Below are 19,218 nucleotides of genomic sequence, written 5' to 3'. Positions count from 1 at the left end.
CCATACCGTGATGTCATGAATGCTGCGACAATGTTAGGACAGTCCAAAACAGCTGTTCAAGCTGAAATTGATTCAGCCCAAGAATTAGTAGACTTCTTACGTTTTGGCGTTGATTATGCAAATCAGGTTTATCAAATTCAACCGGAAAGTATGAAGAATGTATGGAATCGTTTAGATTACCGTCCATTAGATGGTTTTGTACTGGCGATTTCTCCATTTAACTTCACAGCCATTGGCGGAAACTTGCCAGCAGCCCCTGCGATGATGGGGAACGTAGTCGTTTGGAAGCCAGCAACAACTTCTATACTTGCAAACTATTACTTTATGCGCATTTTAGAAGAAGCAGGATTACCAAAAGGCGTCATCAATTTCGTGCCTTCTCGTGGTTCACAAGTATCTGAAGTGGTATTAACAGACCCTCGTATGTCTGGATTCCACTTTACTGGATCAACAAGTACGTTCCAGACGATTTGGAAAACAGTCGGAGAAAACATTGCAAGCTATAAATCTTATCCTCGTTTAATTGGGGAAACAGGTGGTAAGGACTTCGTGTTTGCTCACGAAACCGCACAAGTAGACAAATTAGTCGCTAGCCTAGTTCGTGGTGCATTTGAATACCAAGGTCAAAAGTGTTCAGCAGCTTCTCGCGCCTACATTCCTGCAAGCTTGTGGGAAGAGGTAAAGGCTGGTTTAGTAGAAGAAACTGCAAAGCTTAAAGTTGGGGATGTCCGCGACTTTAGGAATTTCATGGGTGCTGTTATTGATAAGGCGGCCTTTGATTCGATTACGAGCTATATCGATTACGCAGCAGCTTCTGAAGAAGCAGAAATTATTGCTGGCGGTACTTATAATGATTCTGTTGGATATTTCGTTCAACCGACCATTATTGTGACTAAGAATCCAAACTTTAAGACAATGGTAGAAGAAATTTTTGGACCAGTCTTAACAATCTATGTTTATGAAAATGATAAATTGGAAGAAACATTGGAGGCAGTTGATACAGCTTCTATGTATGCCTTAACAGGTTCTATTTTTGCACAAGACCGCGGAGCCATTCTTCATTTAGAACGCCGCTTATCGGGTGCAGCCGGGAACTTCTATATCAACGATAAACCAACTGGTGCCATGATTAACCAACAGCCTTTTGGCGGTTCTCGTGGTTCTGGCACAAACGATAAAGCAGGTTCTGTCTTTAACATGATTCGTTGGACAAGCCCTCGCGTGATCAAAGAAAACTTTGCACCAACTGCAGAGGTTGCTTATCCATTTATGGATGCGGAATAATTTAATATGTAAAAAAGAGGTTGAACTGATTTGGTTTCAACCTCTTTTTTATTTTACTAGATTTGTGGAGCGGGGGTCGGTTCTTCTGCCTCACAATGGGGCAAGAGAACCGTCCCTATGCATCACTACTAGGAGTATATTCCCTTTTTTTCGAGAATGAAAAAGATAGGAATAACAGGTGATATTTATTTTTTGTCCGATTTATCATAATTTAATCAGGTTCTTAGTCTGCTAAAAAGGGGAAATCGACTATAATTGTCATTGTCTAACTTTGTCGAAACTATGTTAATATGCTCCGAATTTTGTAATAATAAGTAAAATGATAGTTAACACTACCTACATAGTTAACTGGAATAATACTAATTTATTACTTATAAAGAATACCTTTTGGTCCTGTATACAAGAGGGGAGGATTATGATGAGCATTGATAGTAAAATAAATATCCTATTAGTCGATGATAGACCCGAGAATTTATTAGCTTTGGAAGCGATTATTGAGCATGAAGATTACAATCTAGTAAAAGCTTCTTCAGGTGAAGAGGCACTAAAATGCCTGCTAAGGCATGATTTTGCAGCAATATTGCTAGACGTACAAATGCCCGGTATAGACGGCTTCGGGACAGCCAAGATCATTAAAGCACGCGAAAAGACGAAAAACATTCCGATTCTTTTTATTACTGCCAACAATATGGATTCTGAACATATATTTACCGGATATTCCCTCGGTGCGATTGATTATATTCTGAAACCTCTCGAACCTACTATTTTAAAAGCAAAAGTCGAACGTTTTATTGAGATTTATAAATTAAATCAGCAGCTAAGACAGCAAGCCGCTATTCTTACGGAGAAAACAAAGGAATTAGAAAAGGCTAATGTGGAGCTATCGAATTTGACTTCTCAATTGCGCATTTCTGAAGCATTAGCAAATGTGATCAGTGAAACCTCCATTGATACCATGCTTGTCATTGATGAAAGTGGGAGGATCTTAAAAGTCAACCCGGCCATTAAAGGAATGTTCCAATATCATGAGCATGAATTAATCGGAAAAAGTGTATTGGGGCTATTTTTAGGAGAAGAATCTACTAACTATATTAATAGTTTATTAAATACGATAAAGAATGTAAGTTATCTACCAGGTCATGACAATCTGGAAGAGATTAAGGCTACTAGAAAAGATGGAACAGTCTTTCCGGCTGAAATCCAAATTGGCAAAAGATACGTACAGAATCGCTGTCTTATTGCCGTTACAATCCGTGATATTTCCAAGAAGAAGCATGATCAGGAAAAGATTACCCATATGGCCTATTACGATAGCTTGACGGAGCTGCCGAATAGAAGATTATTTAATGAAAAATTAACGTTCATGCTAAATAAAGGCAGGCAGTCTAATCAGCCTTTAGCAATGATGTATTTGGACATGGACCGATTTAAATATATTAATGATTCACTCGGGCATATTGTAGGGGATAAATTGCTAATGGAAATCGCCAAAAGACTTTCGGCCACTACGAGAGCTCAGGACTTAGTGGCAAGGTTAGGCGGAGACGAATTCACGATTCTCTTACCAGATACGGACCGGGAAAGCGCACTTGAACTAGCAGAGACTATTTTAGAGGTTTATAAAGAGCCATTCTTTATTGATAACTATGAATTATACATGACCACTTCTATAGGAATTAGTGTCTTTCCCTACGACGGTGAGGATGCCCAAGTATTAATGAGGAACGCAGATGCCGCCCTTTATCGTGCAAAAGAACAAGGGAAAAATAGATATAAGGTATTCCATTCCGGGATGAATATCCAATCCTATAAGAACTTTATTTTAAGGAACGACCTGCGAAAAGCGATCGAACGTGAGGAGTTATCGATTGTTTATCAACCTCGAGTAGATATTGAAACGGGTAAAGTTAGAAATGCCGAAGCATTATTAAGATGGAATCATCCGAATTGGGGCCCTGTCTCTCCTGCGGAATTTATCCCGCTGGCAGAAGAGTCGGGGGACATAATGGCATTTGGCGACTGGATCCTTAAGTCTGTTTGTCTGCAAAATAAAGCTTGGCAGCAAGCTGGATATGCCCCCATCCAAATATCAGTGAATTTCTCAGCCCAACAATTTTTACAAAAAGACTTGGTTGGCAGCATTCAGCAAATTTTAAAGGAAACGGAACTAGGCCCAGAATGGTTAGAGATTGAAATTACCGAATCAACCATATTGGGAAATGAGGAGATCATCACAAGAACATTAAACCAACTTAGAAAATGGGGAATTCGGATCAGCATCGATGACTTTGGAACAGGCTACTCCTCATTAAGCTATCTCATGCGTTTTCCAGTCCATACCATAAAAATTGATCGATCCTTTATAAGCGATATTTCCAAAGATGCCTCTCATAGCCAAACACTCATTTCCTCGATTATTTCGTTAGCTCACGGACTGCATATGTCGGTGGTTGCTGAGGGTGTTGAAACAGAGGAACAGTTAGATTTTTTGAAAAAATACCAATGTGACGAGGCCCAGGGTTACCTTTATTCTCCCCCTGTACCTGCCGCCGAATTCGAAGCGTTTCTTGTTCCGGCTCTCTCTAAAGCAACGAACCGCAAGGGAATTATCCGTTTTGAAAAGAAGGAAAAGAATAATAAAGGGGAATTAACGAGTGGACATGTGGAAGCTTCCGGTGGGTTTTCCAGTGCATCGCTTCTCGATGCAGCACTCCTTCGTACTGAACAACTATACGCTATTTCATCAAGAGAAATGGATGTATTTAAGCTTTTAGTAAATGGGTTAAGCAATAAAGAAATTTCAGATGCGTTATTTATTAGTGAACATACAGTAAAAAATCATATTACACGGATTTTTCAAAAACTAGCCGTCAATGATCGCTTGCAGGCTATGGCAAAGGTATACCAAACATGTATTGAAGAGGGGGAGAATCTTAAAGCATAAGATAAGGACATTCAGCATGTAAAATTTACTGCGAGGAGCTCTTTATGAAATTCAAAACGAAGCTAATTCTGGGAATTAGCAGTAAACCAATCATTGTTCTTCTCATCATCGTTTTTGGGTTATTACAAATTCAAAATCTGACGAAATTGACGGAGCTTACTCAACACAATTATGAGAAGGCATTGTTAGCTGAACAAATCCAAAAGGAAATAAAAGATGAAGCCATTAGTTTAAGAAATGTGGTCCTTTTCACTAACAAGGCTTCGATTCAAAAGGAATTGGATCATGTTGAAATGTTAAGTGAAAGAGTGAGTCAGGATCTTACCTTGTTGGAATCCAAAGTCAATACCAGCGAGCAAATAGATATGGTCCATAATCTAAAGGAAATTATTATTGAATTTAATGTTTATAAAGACAAAGTAATCGAACTTAATGCTAAAGGTGATAAGGCTGCAGCGATTCAGATGATCGATAACAACGGGCATTCCATTCATGACAAGCTTTTTCAGGAAATTTCAGTCTTTACCAAGCATTTTGAAACCAACATGAGCGCATCTTTTGTTGATTCAACCAAAAGCTTCAAGTGGCAAATAGCAATCACCAGTCTTATTAGCTTGATCGCCATTGTTCTTTCATCCAGTTATATCGTCCGAATCGTGTGGGAATTTGCGAATCGGTTAAGTAAAGTTTCGAATGTCATGGAAAATGTCGCAAATGGAAAGGCCGATCTTCGCACAAAGGTTGAAGTAACATCCAATGATGAGGTTGGTGAAGTCGCTCGTTCTTTTAATACGATGGTGCTGTCGTTGGCGGAACAAAGAATGCGCGAACAAAGTTTGCTCTGGGTAAAGTCAAATATTGCGGACATTACCACTAGTTTAAGTGGTATTCAAAATCTAGAAACACTGTCTCAAACGTTTCTTTCAAAGGCGGTACCTTTACTTGACTCCTGTCATGCGGTCCTGTACGGCAAGGAAGATTCGTCCCTTACCTTGCTTGCATCCTATGGAAAAATGAACGATAAACAGCATCCCATTACATTTAAACTTGGGGAGGGCCTCATCGGACAAGCTGCCATTGAGAAATCTCCAATTATTCTTACAGATGTCCCATCAGACTATATACAAATAAAAACTGGTGTGGGGGAAAGAACACCTTTATATCTTTCTATTTTCCCGATTCTGTTTGAAGGCGAAGTAAAAGCGTTATTAGAACTGGCATCCTTTAAAGCTTTAACGGAGGAACAGAATGTCTTATTGGACGAAATCGCGAAAAGTTTAGGGATTATTCTTGAGAGTGTGTATGGAAGAATTCGACTTGCTCAATTACTGCAAGAATCCCAGATGTTAACGGAAGAGGTCCAGGCACAATCTGAGGAGTTACAGGCACAGCAGGAGGAACTCAGAGCTACAAATGAAGAGTTAGAGGAACAAACACAAGCACTAAGACAATCAGAGCTAACACTGCAGTATCAGCAGGAAGAATTGGAACAAACCAATAAGGAATTGCTGGAAAAGGCGGCCATTTTAGAAGAGAAAAATAAAATGTTCGAATTAACGAACAGGGAAGTGGAAAGTGCCCATGCCGAACTTGAAGAACAGGCAAGGCAGATTGCGTTAAGCTCTAAATATAAATCCGAATTTCTGGCCAATATGTCCCACGAGCTTCGAACGCCATTAAATAGTTTGTTGATTCTTTCTAAATTGCTTGCGGAAAATTCGGGGGGGAACCTTACCGAAAAACAGGTAAGTTTTTCAAAGACGATTCATTCTTCTGGCCGTGATTTATTGGTACTCATTAATGATATTTTAGATTTGGCAAAAATTGAATCAGGAAAAATGAGGGTGAATCCAGGTAAAGTACTGATTAGTGATCTAGTAGAGTTTGTGGAAAATAGTTTTAGGCCCATCGCAGACGAAAAGAACGTAAACTTCCACATTTCTTTACAGGATGATCTGCCGCTATCCCTTATTAGTGACGAACAAAGGTTACAGCAGGTTCTAAAAAATCTCTTGTCCAATGCCTTTAAGTTCACGAATCAAGGCGAGGTAAGGCTTGAGATTGGATTGTCTTCTAACATCGTCGAGCAGCCGACGTATGTTTTTTCTGTCGTTGATACCGGGATTGGGATTCCAGATGATAAACAGGAGCTTATTTTTGAAGCCTTCCAGCAAGCTGACGGTACGACGAGTCGGAGGTTTGGCGGAACCGGATTAGGTTTGTCCATTTGTCGAGAAATAGCCAATCTTTTAAACGGTGAAATTGTGGTTGAAAGTGAACAGGGGAAGGGAAGCAGATTTTCTTTTTATGTAGCGGATTTTCAAGAGGAGGCCAAGGAACAAAAACAGGTTAAACCCTTGAAAGAGGTGGCCGTAACAATTGAATCCACAAAGGTAAAGCGAGAGGAAATAAGTGAACCCACCAGTGTACCTGAAAAAGACCTTACGATAGATGGCAACCAACCGATAAAAAGGCTTTTGATAGTCGATGATGATGTGAGACAACGGAATAGTCTAATGGAATTGGTCGGTGCAAAAAATGTCGTCATCAAAGCTGTCTCAACGGGCTTGGAGGCAATGGAAGAGTTAAAGGTAAGCAAGTTTGATTTTATGATCCTTGATTTAGGATTAACAGATTCAAACGGAATGGACTTATTAGCAAAAATTAAGACCAGCCCTGACAACGAAAAGTTACACGTATTTATTTACACGGGCCGTGACTTAAGTGCGAAAGAAGAGATCCATTTATTAAAATACACGAATACCATCATTATCAAAGATGAACATTCACCGCAAAGGTTAATGGATGAATTGGAATTATATTTACATTCTGAAAGTGAAAAAGAGGCAGAAAATGGGGACGTGGATACTGCCGATCAAGCTACGGTTCAGAAGGAGCTTGAGGGAAAGAGGATTCTTCTCGTGGATGATGACGTCCGAAACGTCTACGCGTTAATGAGTTTACTCGAAACTTATCATATGGATATTACATTTGCCGAGAATGGTAAGGAAGGTATTGAAATTTTAGAAAAAGGTCCTCGTTTTGATTTGGTATTGATGGATATCATGATGCCTGAAATGGATGGATATGAAGCCATTCAAAGAATAAGAGAAAAACCGCAATACTCTTCTTTACCTATCATTGCCCTAACGGCAAAGGCGATGAAGGAAGATCGGGAAAAGTGTATAAAGGCAGGAGCGTCTGACTATATTGTGAAGCCTTTTGACCCGGATCAACTGATCTCTCTGATAAGAGTGTGGCTATACAATAAAAAATAATATCTTGGAGAATCTAGAATAAATGATTGAGAGGGCTTATGAGTAATCATTCGACCGAATCCCAACAGGATTTAGAAAAACTTGAAATCGACTTGTTATTACAAGGTTTATACACATGGTGCGGTTATGACTTTCGAAACTATGCTTATAAATCGATTCGAAGGAGAATCTGGCAAAGGATCCATGCCGAAAAGCTTTCAAGTATTACGGGGTTGTTAGAACAGATTTTACATGACCCTGCTTGTTTAAAAAGGCTCATTTCGGACTTCTCGATTCACGTGACAGAAATGTTTCGCGATCCCTTATTTTTTCTCGACTTCAGGGAAAAGGTCGTTCCCCAATTGCGGACATACCCTTCAATTCGGATCTGGCATGCAGGTTGCTCGACTGGTGAAGAAGTGTATTCCATGGCTATGCTGCTCCACGAAGAGGGCATCTATGAAAAGACCAAGATTTACGCCACCGACATCAATGCGGAAGTATTGAAAATTGCTAAATTAGGGGTATTTCCGTTAGAACAGATGAGGAAATATACGAATAATTATATTTTGGCGGGAGGAAAAAAGGCCTTTTCTGACTATTATCATGTCACCAATAACGGTGTGAAATTCCATCCGTTCCTTTCTAAGAATATCGTCTTTGCCCAGCATAATTTAGTGACAGATCATTCCTTTAATGAATTTCATGTCATTCTCTGCAGAAATGTGTTAATTTATTTTAATAAAAACCTGCAAGATAAAGTCCATTCCCTCTTTTATGAAAGTTTGGGGAAGTTGGGGATTCTTGGCCTTGGTGATAAAGAGACGATTAACCACACAATGAAAGCCGACTGCTATGAAACCATTAGCAGCAGTCAGAAATTATATAAAAAGATAAACTGAAATAAGGGCCAGAATTGGCCTTTTTTTTGTGAAAAAATACGGGTAGTTAAGACTGTTTGTATATAGGAAGACCTTCCTTATTTTATGATTGTTCATATTGGGAAGGTTTGGTGATATTTTATTTTTTCCTGTTATTTCATAATGAAACTATAAAAATAAAGCAGTTATAGTAAAAGTGGAGGAAAAAATGGATAATGCCTCATTGATCTTAGAGCAGATTTCAGAACTGAAAAACAAGTTAGAAACTCTTGTTTACTTATATGGCTTTTCCAGTCCGACAGTGTTGAAATGCAGTAGAGAACTAGATGAATTAATTTATCAAATTCAATTATTAAATCATGTACCTCTAAATAGAAATGACCACAAAAATCGTGAAATTGAGGGGAATTATTAGTGAGCATACTTCAAATTGCAAAGACCGAATACACGATATCCTCTGATGAACTTCATAAACAAAATATCCATCAATCAATATTTCATCATCATCCTGATACCATTTTTACAATGGACTTAGTGGGCAATATTATAAGCTGCAATAAAAGTATAGAAGGCTTTCTTGGGTACTCCTCAAATGAGATTCATGGATTGTACCATGCATTAGTTAAAAAAGAAGATCTAGACCGGGTTTCAGATCATGTTCAACTTGCTGTAGGCGGGCAGGTGCAACAATATAATTGCAGCTGCATTCATAAAGCCGGACATTATGTCGAAGTTACCGTTACCAATATTCCTATGTTTTCCAATGGTGAGGTAGTAGGTATTTACGGAATTGCGAAAGACATTTCAAAACTTATTCAGACTGAGACACGGTTAAAGGAAAGTGAAACACAATTCCAGCAAATTTATGAAAGTCTAAATTTAGGTGTTTGGTCTTGGGATATCCGCGCTCGTAAAGTTGTTTATGTATCTTCAGGCATTGAAACCTTATCAGGAATCAAAAAAGAAGATTTTATGAATGGTTCCCGTGATTGGATAGAACTAATTCATCCTGAAGATTTAAAGTGCTTTGAACAAAGCCAGATGGAGCTTAGAAAAGGGGAAAACTGTATATATCAGTATCGGATTGTGGATTCGTCAGGAGAAATAAAATGGGTCGAGGCGCGGACATTTCCCATTTTAGACTCCGATGGAGCCTTAGTACGTCTAGATGGTCTAGTTACTGATATTCATAACAAGAAATTAGAATATGATCAGATTAATTATTATGCCTATCACGATTATTTAACCGATTTGCCTAACCGAAGGCTATTTGAGGAGAAATTAGAGCGTTTGGTAAGAAATTATAAGGAAGAGTTTGTATTGTTTTATTTGGATTTGGACCGCTTCAAGTTTGTGAATGATACATTAGGACATTCTGGAGGAGATCAACTTCTAAAAGAAGCAGCAAAAAGATTGGGTCGCCATCTTACTGAAAATGATCTGTTAGTAAGACTTGGCGGCGATGAATTTGCCATTATTCTAACGAATTGTCATCCGAAAGCCGCAAATGAAGTGGCATTAAAAATACAAAGGGAATTTGAGTCCCCATTTATCATTCAAGATTATCACTTACACATTACGAACAGTATTGGAATCGGCATTTTTCCACGTGACGGCCGGACCATGAATGAGCTATGCGCCAATACGGATATTGCTTTATATCGCGCAAAAGGACTGGGGAAAAACAATATTCAGTTTTACACTCCTTCGATGACAACTGAATTTCATCAGCAATTTCTGATGGTCAACGATTTGATGAAAGCCATTCAAGAGGAACAATTCATCCTCCATTATCAGCCAAAGGTGGACCCAAAGACCAGGAAAATTAAGGGAGCCGAGGCTTTAATTCGTTGGAACCATCCTGAAAGGGGAATTCTTCCTCCTGATCATTTTATTCCATTAGCAGAAGAAACGAATTTAATTATTGATTTAGGGGATTGGGTTATTGGGGAGGTTTGTAAGCAAATTAAACAATGGTTGGATGGTGGAAATACAATCGTTCCCATATCGATCAATATTAGTGCGAAACGTTTTTTAAAGGATGATCTTGTTAGCAAATTGCAAATGATTCTAGCTGAAACCAACATCGATCCGAAATGGTTGGAGTTTGAAATTACCGAGACATCCCTTATTCAAAATGAAATAAAAGTTTTAGCGACCATCAATGCTTTAAAAGAGAGTGGTATTGCGATCTCCTTAGATGACTTCGGGACAGGATACTCCTCGATTAATTATTTGAAAAAATTTAAAGTGGATTTTTTAAAAATTGATCGTTCTTTTATTAATGCTATTCATTCTAGTTTTGATGATGAAGCGATCATCAAATCAATCCTTTATTTGGCACAAGAACTAAAAATAAAGGTGGTAGCTGAAGGGGTTGAAACAGAAGAGCAACTTGATTTTTTACTAAAGCACAAATGTAGTCTGATTCAAGGATATCTGTTTAGTAAGCCTGTGGATGTAGCTGCGTTTTCCCAACTTCTATCTAAGAGCAATGATTGGCGGAGGATTAACACTTGAAAAGTTTGTCGATAAATACTCGGAAAATTCCATTACCCCTTCTTTCGTTATGTGTGTTTATTATACTCATACCCGATTCTTTAGATGATTATGAAAGGTTTTATATTGACGATCTGTCTTGGTTTGCATTGCTTATCCCGTGCTTCATCTTTTCCTATTATTTAGGGTTGTATGGCGGTGTTTTTGCTGGAATCATCGTCAATGCCTATCATCTAAGCTGGTTCTTTTATGAGAAAAAATTCCACAGTGTAAATGTGATCGATGAGAACTCCGCCTTGCATATTGGGATTTCGTTGATCACCCTTTCTTGCTCGATTGGGGTTGGGGCATTAGCGGAGAAACTCATAAATAGGCAGCTAAAAATACAGGAGTTAAATGAAAAACTAACCAAAATGGCTTTATATGATTCTTTAACAGGACTTCCCAATAGACATTACTTTATAAGAGAGTTAGAGAGTGCCTTAAAGAAAAAGGACCAATCCTATTTAATGTTTATTGATTTGGACGGCTTTAAAAAGGTGAACGACCGGTATGGCCACGAGGTTGGGGATAAGCTTTTAATAGAGGTTTCCCGAAAACTACTAGAAATAGAAAATGAGGGTACTTTTGTGGGCCGGCTCGGAGGTGATGAGTTCACAGTATTGCTTAAGGGTGCTAACTTACACCAAGCAGAAGCCCAAGCAAATCGGATCTTAAACCTATTGCAGATAAGCGTCCACGATTGTAAAATCTCCGCGAGCATCGGCCTTGCTATGTGCCAACCAAAAGACACTCCCGCTTCAATACTTAAACTCGCGGATTTAGCCATGTATAAATCAAAATCGGCTGGAAAGAATACAGTAAATCTCGCCTATTCAATGGAATAAATAATGATAAATCTAGGCGGACAGCTAAAACACTGTTCGCCTTTATTTGAGTGGGTGATGCATGGGGACGGTTCTTGTACCTCACTCACTCCGCGATGATGCATGGGGACGGTTCTTGTGCCTCACTCACTCCGCGATGATGCATGGGAACCGTCCCCGTGCCTCGAAAACTGATAAACTATTCCAAAAAGTTTGACAATCGAAATATATTATCCTACCTTTTTAATAATAGTATAAAAAGAGAGGATATGTGGGAAGGCAGATGGGATTACAAGAAAAATTAGATGAAAGTGTTCGTTTACAGTCCAATAGAAAAAGAAAATCTTTTCTCCACGATATTAATAGTCAAAATCTATCGTCAGGTCTTATTTCCAGCACATTGCTTATGACAGGACCGGCGCTGATTATTTTGCAGGCTGCAACGGCCGGCCATTTTACGAATGAGCAAACGATTACCTGGATGTTTGCCGCTAATTTTTTCCCCGGTGTAGTTGGCGTTTTGATGGCTCTTCTTTTTCGAAAGCCGATCACCGGCGGCCATTCCATCACGGGCGTGGCTTTCCTAGCAACGGTTACGGCCCATTTTACCTTTCCGGAACTCATCGGGGGATATGTGTTGTCTGGGCTTACGATCATGATCGTTGGCGTGTCGGGACTTTTTACAAAAATCATCAAATGGGTACCGAAGGAAGTGATATCGGCGATGCTGGCAGGATTGGTGACTGGATATGTGGTGAAGCTGATTCCGGCTATTCAAGAAATGCCGGTGGTCGGGTTGGCAGCCTTGGTCAGCTTTTTTGTATGCACCAAATTCAGCAAGCGGATTCCTGCCGTCATGGCAGCGGTCGCCGTGGCGTTTGTGGCGCTTTTTTTCACACAGAATTTCGACTTGAGTTCACAGGGAATTCCTTTTTCCTTGCCGTCGTTGCATGCTCCGGAATTCTCGTGGATGGGAGTCTTGACCTTGGCCCTCCCGCTGGCGATGTTAGTCCTTAGCAATGATGCGGCACCGGGAATAGGCGCGTTGGAAAGCGAGGATTTTGACCCACCCATCCGTAAAATTGTCACCATTAGTGGTGTGTTTTCAAGCATCACGGGGTTTTTCGGCGGCCATTGCGCGAATATCGCTGGAATGATGACGGCGATATGCGCTGGACCTGATTCTGGCGAAAAATCAAAACGATATGCCGGGTCTGTTTTGTCAGGGATTTTCGTTATGTTATTTGGTATTTTTGCATGGAAAATCGTTCCCTTCATTCAATCCTTGCCGCAGGCGTTTGTGTCGATGCTGGCCGGCTTTGCCTTAATCGGGGTGCTGCATTCCAGTTTGCTGCAGGGATTTTCAGACAACCGCTACCGCTTCAGTGCACTAGCAGCATTCCTAATCGCTCTGTCGCAAGTCTCCTTTCTCCACATCAGCGCGCCTGTTTGGGCACTCATAATTGGGGCTGTGATTGCTAAGACTGTTGAAAAATAAAAAGGGGGGCTGAGGCAGAGGGACGGTTCTCATGCTTCATTTCTATTTGAATTCCGAATGGGATATGGAGATGGTTCTTTTGTCCTGTTTTGGTGTGACGTGAAACGGGACATGGGGACGATTCTTCTTCCTCTTAATTTACAAAAAATAAAGAATACAGTAACAATCCGTTAACACTCTTAACTTAAAATAATAATTACCATATTAAGAGTAGGTGCACAACATGTACATTCAAGAAAAGGGCGCTTTATTTTCGACATTTGGGAATAATATTTTTTATTCCTATTTAAAGCATTTAAATGATAGAAGAAAGAAGGAAGTTTTGCATTTTAAAAGGTTGAAGGAATTACAAGAAATCATGAAGAGGCAAGCATTAAATACTTTCTTTCAGCCTATTCTGAGTTTGGAGACAGGAGAAACGATTGGGTATGAAGCACTAAATCGCCCTAATCAAACCAGTTTATTTCCGAACACTGAAATGTTTTATGAATTTGTTGGAAATACAAATCAAGTGTTCTTATTTGAATGTTTTTGCAGGAATCTTTCACTTAAACGTTTTATTGATAAGCTCGATGGTTGTGATGGATATCAAAGTACTCCGCTGGTATTTATTAATATTCACCCTCATGTTTTATTAGATTCTAATTATCATAGTGGGGAAACGATCCAACTTTTAGCCGAGCTTGGGATTGGACCGAAACAGGTTATTTTTGAATTAACGGAGAAAAGTGCTGTGACTGATTTTACGCTTTTTGAAAAAGTCCTTTCAAATTATCGTTCACAGGGGTTTCGGATCGCTATTGATGATGTCGGTTCCGGCTACAATAGTCTAAAAACACTTGTTTATTTAAAGCCTGAATTTATTAAGCTTGATCGGTCACTCATTCAAAATATTGATCAATGTAGGGAACAGCAGCAATTGGTGAAATTAATCATCGATTATGCCAAACAATCCTCTACAGAAATTATTGCAGAAGGTATAGAGAGAATAGAGGAATTTGCTTATTTACGTAAGCAAGGAGTAGATTTCGGTCAAGGATATGCCCTCGGCAGACCAAACGAGGAACTAAGGCCGGGCCGTATTCCGCAGGATTTATTTAATCATGAAAATGCCATAAACTGAAGGTGAAAAGATGGTTGCTTATATTGGTGATATTGCAGAACAGGTACCCTGTATTTCTCAAAATGTGATAAACAAAGCAGTAGATCATATGTTTAAAGAGAATACTAGAATACAGGGAATTGTTGTCGTAAATAAAGAAATACCTGTTTCACTTATTACCAGAACTCATTTTTATCAAACAATCGGGACTTTGTATGGGTATAACGTGTTTATGGAAAGGTCCGTTAACTTGATAATAAATAAGGAACCGCTAACAGTTGATTATTTTCAATCCATAACGGAAGTAAGCAAATTAGCCATGGAGAGGAAAGATGAGGAGCGGTACGATTATGTCATCGTCACCAAGGATCATAAGTATCACGGCATCGTCAGCATCGAAAGTTTATTGCTTAAATTAGTTCAAGTACAAGTAGAATTTGCGAGCTATTTAAATCCTCTAACTAGTTTGCCTGGTAACCATATTATTGAAGAGAAAATAAAGGAAATCATCCAGCAGGAAAGCTATAGTATCTTATATTTTGATTTAGATCAATTCAAAGCGTATAACGATACGTATGGTTTTAAAAAGGGCGATAACCTTCTTCAAGCAACAGCGGAGCTGCTTAAAAATATATTTGTTCAAGAAGGGTATTTTTTGGGACATATTGGCGGAGACGATTTCATTGCCATCTTAAGTCATTATGATTATATATCCATTTGCCATAAGATCATGGGAGAATTTGACGAGTTGGTTAAACAATTTTACTCTCCGAATCACCTATTACAAAGATATGTCATTTCTGAGAATCGTCAAGGTACTATTGAAAAAATAGAGCTCGTTTCATTGTCAATTGCCATCGTTACGAACCAGAATCGCTCCTTTGAAACAGTCGAGGAGCTTGGTGAATATGCTGCAATTGTTAAAAAACGGTGTAAAAAAGTTGTAGGAAGTTGTTATTTAATAAATTTGGAGCAGGGGGACGGTTCTTGTGCCTCACTCACTCCTCGGTGATGCATGATAACCGTCAATGTGGACTCTATAGCAAAAATCCAGGCGGAGAGCCTAGTTCAGGGAACTTTTTAAAGTGATTTCCATTTATTTGGATATACTTTCCGAATTGGTCTGGTTACTTTCCAAAACTTCCTATATACTTTCCGCCCTCTTTTTACCGCCTCTAGAAGTACCCTATAATTGGTCTTTTTATCTGCACTTTCCTCATTTTTCAAGATTCGTGGAATGTTTTCAGGTAATATGATTATTAAGAATAGAAGCTATATGGTTACAATGAAGTGGGTATGATGATACGGGGAAGGAAGTGCAAAAACAATGGATTTCGAAACGGTTATGCAGGAGCTTGAGGCGCTCGGCAAGGAGCGATTGAAAAAGATGTACATAGGCAATGGTGCACACGAGCCAGTTTTTGGCGTGGCAACAGGTGCGATGAAGCCGATTGCGAAGAAAATCAAGAAGGATCAGCCTCTGGCGGAGCAGCTTTACGCCACCGGGAACTACGATGCCATGTATTTTGCCGGCATCATTGCGGATCCAAAGGCCATGACGGAGGAGGATTTTGACCGTTGGATGGATGGGGCGTATTTTTATATGCTTTCCGATTATGTGGTGGCGGTCACATTGGCAGAAGCCGATATTGCGCAGGCTGTTGCTGATAAATGGATTGCCAGCGGGGAAGAACTGAGAATGTCGGCAGGGTGGAGCTGTTACTGCTGGCTGTTGGGGAATCGAAAGGACAATGAATTTGATGCAAGTAAGCTTGCCGATATGCTGGATCAGGTGGAAAAGACGATTCACGATGCTCCGGATCGAACAAAATCCGCTATGAATAATTTTATCTACACCGTCGCGATTTCCTATGTGCCGCTCCACGATAAGGCGGTTGAAACCGCAAAGGCTGTTGGCCCAGTCGAAATCAAGCGGGATAAGAAAAAGAGCAGTATCCTGAATGCTTCCGAAAATATTCAAAAGGAGATTGATAGAGGGAAGCTTGGGTTTAAACGTAAATATGTTAGGTGCTAGCACTACACGGGAACGAAGATCAATACAACATTGGAAGGTCGCTAACAAACTAGGATAAGTGGCTATTTCGCGATCAGGCGCAATTCTGCAGAAAGAATTGTGCTTTTTTCATGTTAACGGCCAGATAATTGCATAACACCTTTTAAAAAAAACGCATCAGCAAGGCGGAATGCAGTTTATAAAGGAGGCATTTTTATGGCAGAACAAAGCAAAAGGACAGGATACCATAAATCATTAAGGATAAATTTCCCCATAAAGAGAATCTTAACTATATATATTCCATTTTTATGTCTGGATATTAAGTGTTTATTTATGAAGGAAATGATCACGAATATTGCCGACGTTATGATTCGTACGAACGGAGAAGCAGCATCCAATTCTTCGTAATCCATTGTAAAGGGTGTTTAATAGTGAAGGCAGCTGAATTATTAGTAAAGTGTTTAGAAGAAGAAGGCGTAAAATATATCTTTGGGATACCAGGTGAGGAAAATATCGATCTTATGGATGCTCTTCTGGATTCAACGATTAATTTTATCGTAACCAGACATGAAACGAGTGCTGCTTTTATGGCAGGGACCTACGGAAGGTTAACGGGAAAACCGGGTGTGTGCTTAGCCACATTAGGTCCGGGAGCAACAAATCTTTTAACAGGTGTGGCAAATGCCAACATGGATTTGAATCCAATTGTTGCGATTACTGGCCAAGCTAGTTTAGACAGGCAGCATAAAATTAGTCATCAGTATTATGATTTGATCCATATCTATGAACCTGTAACAAAATGGAATGCACAAATTAAAAAAGGAGAGATCATCCCTGAAGCAGTTCGTAAAGCATTTCAGGTATCTACTCAAGATAAACCTGGTGCTGTCCACATCGATCTCCCAAATGATGTTGCTGGAATGGAGGTTCAGGGAACTCCCTTAAAGGGAACTGTCCATACTTTAACAGAAGCAGGGGATCAGGTCATTAAACAAGCAGCTCAACTTATTGAACAAGCTGAGCACCTACTTATTTTAGCTGGTAACGGGATAACTAGGGGACATGCTGCTGAACAATTAAGGGCTCTAGTGGAAAAGGCCAATATCCCTGTCGTCCATACTTTCATGGGAAAAGGAGCTCTTCCCTGGACCCATGACCTAAGTTTATTTACAGCAGGCATTGGCGGGAATGATTACATTACTTGTGGATTTAATCACTCCGATTTAATTATCGCGATTGGTTTTGATATTGCAGAATATCCTCCTTCTAAATGGAATCCTAAAGGTGCCACCTCCATTTTACACATTGATACAGAAGAAGCGGAGACCGATCAAAATTATCCTGTCAAACTAAACGTAGTAGGAGATATCAAACGGAATTTAGAAAAGTTACATAAGGTTATTTCCCCAAGAGAAAGGAATAATTCATGGGTATCGAACGTTCGGAATAAGGTACTTGCTGAGCTCCAGCAATTTAGTGTCGATACGAGCTTCCCGCTCAAACCTCAGAAAATTATTTCCGATTTAAGAGCTGTTTTAAAAGAAGAGGATATTGTGATTTCAGATGTGGGGGCACATAAAGTATGGATGGGGAGAATGTTCCATACCTATCAACCGAATACCTGTCTTATTTCTAATGGCCTGGCATCAATGGGGATCGCTGTCCCAGGAGCGATAGGGGCGAAACTTGCCCAGCCGAATCGTACCGTTGTCGCTGTTTGCGGGGATGGATCTTTTCAAATGACCGGCGCTGAGTTAGAAACAGCCAAACGTCTGAATCTCCCTATTATTGTTTTATTATGGAGAGATGAAGGATATGGCTTAATCGAATGGCATCAATTGAAAAAGTTTAACCGTCCTTCCCATATTAAATTTGGAAATCCTGACTTTGTTCAGCTTGCATCATCTTACGGATTTGAAGCTTTGCAAATTAACAGGGCAGAGGAACTTAAACCTGCATTAGAGAAGGCCATTGCCATGAACAAGCCTGTCTTTATTGATTGCCCAGTTGATTATAGTGAAAACATGAAATTAACCGAGAAATTAAGTCATCTTCAATGCTAAGAGAGGGAGGGTCAACATGCGGCTCGGTTCGATTATCAATGGTCAAGAGCGAAATGAACATAATCGAGAAACACTTGAGGTAAAAAATCCATATAATCAAGAAATTGTAGCGGAATTAGCTTTAGCAACAGAAGCTGATCTGAATGAGGCAGTAGAAAATGCCTTTGAAACTTTTCATTCCACGATGAAGATGATGCCTGCTCATCAACGAAGTGATATTTTGCGAAAAGCTGCCGACCTTTTAGAGGAAAAGCCTGAGGATTTTATAGACACGATTGTCCGAGAGGCTGGTAAACCAATCAAATATAGCAGGGATGAAATCAATCGTTCCGTTCAAGTTCTAAGGTTTGCTTCTGAACTTGCCAAAAATATTACCGGAGAAGTCCTGCCAATGGATGCAGCCATTGGAGGGGAAAATCGATTGGGGTTAGTGAAACGAATCCCATTAGGTGTGGTAGGAGCCATCACTCCCTTTAACTTTCCGCTAAATTTGTCATTGCATAAAATTGCACCAGCGATTGCTGCGGGTAATACAATTGTTTTCAAACCTGCCGAGAAAACACCGGTGTCGGGTTATAAATTAGTCAAGTTATTTCAGGAAGCAGGCCTTCCAGATGGGGCTTTAAATTTGTTAATGGGAACGGGAGAAGTAGGTGCATCTCTTGTCACGCATGAAAAAGTCCATAAAATATCCTTTACAGGAAGTTTAGCCGTTGGAAAGAAAATTCGTGAAACCGCCGGTTTTAAAAAAGTTACCCTTGAATTAGGCTCCAATTCCCCTAACATCATATTCGACGATGGAGACATACA

The 19,218-nt window shown here is 39.7% G+C and carries 14 protein-coding genes; all 14 read left to right on the top strand.

The features are described from left to right. Positions 1 to 1,284, top strand: a 1,284-nt coding sequence (gene pruA / locus KHB02_RS27595; RefSeq protein WP_241114142.1) for an L-glutamate gamma-semialdehyde dehydrogenase, incomplete at its 5' end; no start/stop codon positions are given. Positions 1,285 to 1,699: 415 nt separating this feature from the next. Next, a complete protein-coding gene (locus tag KHB02_RS27590) occupies positions 1,700 to 4,228 on the top strand; it encodes an EAL domain-containing protein (protein ID WP_213143798.1) in 2,529 nt (842 codons plus the stop codon). 44 nt (positions 4,229 to 4,272) lie between these two features. Continuing rightward, positions 4,273 to 7,506, top strand: coding sequence for a response regulator (locus KHB02_RS27585; RefSeq protein WP_213143799.1), 3,234 nt, complete (start codon positions 4,273 to 4,275; stop codon positions 7,504 to 7,506). A gap of 38 nt (positions 7,507 to 7,544) precedes the next feature. Beyond that, positions 7,545 to 8,387: a CheR family methyltransferase gene (locus KHB02_RS27580; RefSeq protein ID WP_213143800.1), complete on the top strand. Its 843-nt coding sequence runs from the start codon at positions 7,545 to 7,547 to the stop codon at positions 8,385 to 8,387. Between the two features lie 187 nt (positions 8,388 to 8,574). Continuing rightward, on the top strand, positions 8,575 to 8,781 hold the full coding sequence (locus tag KHB02_RS27575) for an aspartyl-phosphate phosphatase Spo0E family protein (RefSeq protein WP_213143801.1): 207 nt from the start codon (positions 8,575 to 8,577) through the stop codon (positions 8,779 to 8,781). Beyond that, positions 8,781 to 10,886, top strand: a complete 2,106-nt coding sequence (locus KHB02_RS29975) for a sensor domain-containing protein (protein ID WP_213143802.1) — start codon at positions 8,781 to 8,783, stop codon at positions 10,884 to 10,886. Before KHB02_RS27575 ends, KHB02_RS29975 begins: the two co-directional genes overlap by 1 nt. Then, a complete protein-coding gene (locus tag KHB02_RS27565) occupies positions 10,883 to 11,752 on the top strand; it encodes a GGDEF domain-containing protein (protein ID WP_213143803.1) in 870 nt (289 codons plus the stop codon). Before KHB02_RS29975 ends, KHB02_RS27565 begins: the two co-directional genes overlap by 4 nt. 250 nt (positions 11,753 to 12,002) lie before the next feature. Further along, on the top strand, positions 12,003 to 13,229 hold the full coding sequence (locus tag KHB02_RS27560) for a benzoate/H(+) symporter BenE family transporter (protein WP_241114141.1): 1,227 nt from the start codon (positions 12,003 to 12,005) through the stop codon (positions 13,227 to 13,229). Between the two features lie 223 nt (positions 13,230 to 13,452). Beyond that, complete coding sequence (locus KHB02_RS27555; RefSeq protein ID WP_213143805.1) at positions 13,453 to 14,352, top strand: EAL domain-containing protein; 900 nt, start codon at positions 13,453 to 13,455, stop codon at positions 14,350 to 14,352. Positions 14,353 to 14,362: 10 nt separating this feature from the next. Next, positions 14,363 to 15,343: a GGDEF domain-containing protein gene (locus KHB02_RS27550; protein ID WP_213143806.1), complete on the top strand. Its 981-nt coding sequence runs from the start codon at positions 14,363 to 14,365 to the stop codon at positions 15,341 to 15,343. A 315-nt stretch (positions 15,344 to 15,658) separates the two neighbouring features. Beyond that, positions 15,659 to 16,366 (top strand): DNA alkylation repair protein, encoded by a 708-nt coding sequence (locus tag KHB02_RS27545; protein WP_213143807.1) that lies wholly within the window; start codon positions 15,659 to 15,661, stop codon positions 16,364 to 16,366. A gap of 195 nt (positions 16,367 to 16,561) precedes the next feature. Further along, positions 16,562 to 16,753, top strand: coding sequence for a hypothetical protein (locus tag KHB02_RS27540; protein WP_241114140.1), 192 nt, complete (start codon positions 16,562 to 16,564; stop codon positions 16,751 to 16,753). A 23-nt stretch (positions 16,754 to 16,776) separates the two neighbouring features. Continuing rightward, the gene (locus KHB02_RS27535) at positions 16,777 to 18,408 is read left to right on the top strand and encodes an acetolactate synthase large subunit (RefSeq protein WP_213143808.1); all 1,632 of its coding nucleotides are present in this window, start codon (positions 16,777 to 16,779) and stop codon (positions 18,406 to 18,408) included. A 16-nt stretch (positions 18,409 to 18,424) separates the two neighbouring features. Beyond that, a partial coding sequence (locus tag KHB02_RS27530; RefSeq protein ID WP_241114139.1) for an aldehyde dehydrogenase family protein occupies positions 18,425 to 19,218 on the top strand: 794 nt, incomplete at its 3' end.

This window comes from Neobacillus citreus, from assembly GCF_018343545.2.
Lineage (GTDB): Bacteria > Bacillota > Bacilli > Bacillales > Cytobacillaceae > Neobacillus > Neobacillus citreus.
The sequence above is the reverse complement of the archived record's forward strand: the minus strand, read 5'-3'. Positions and strand labels throughout refer to the sequence as shown.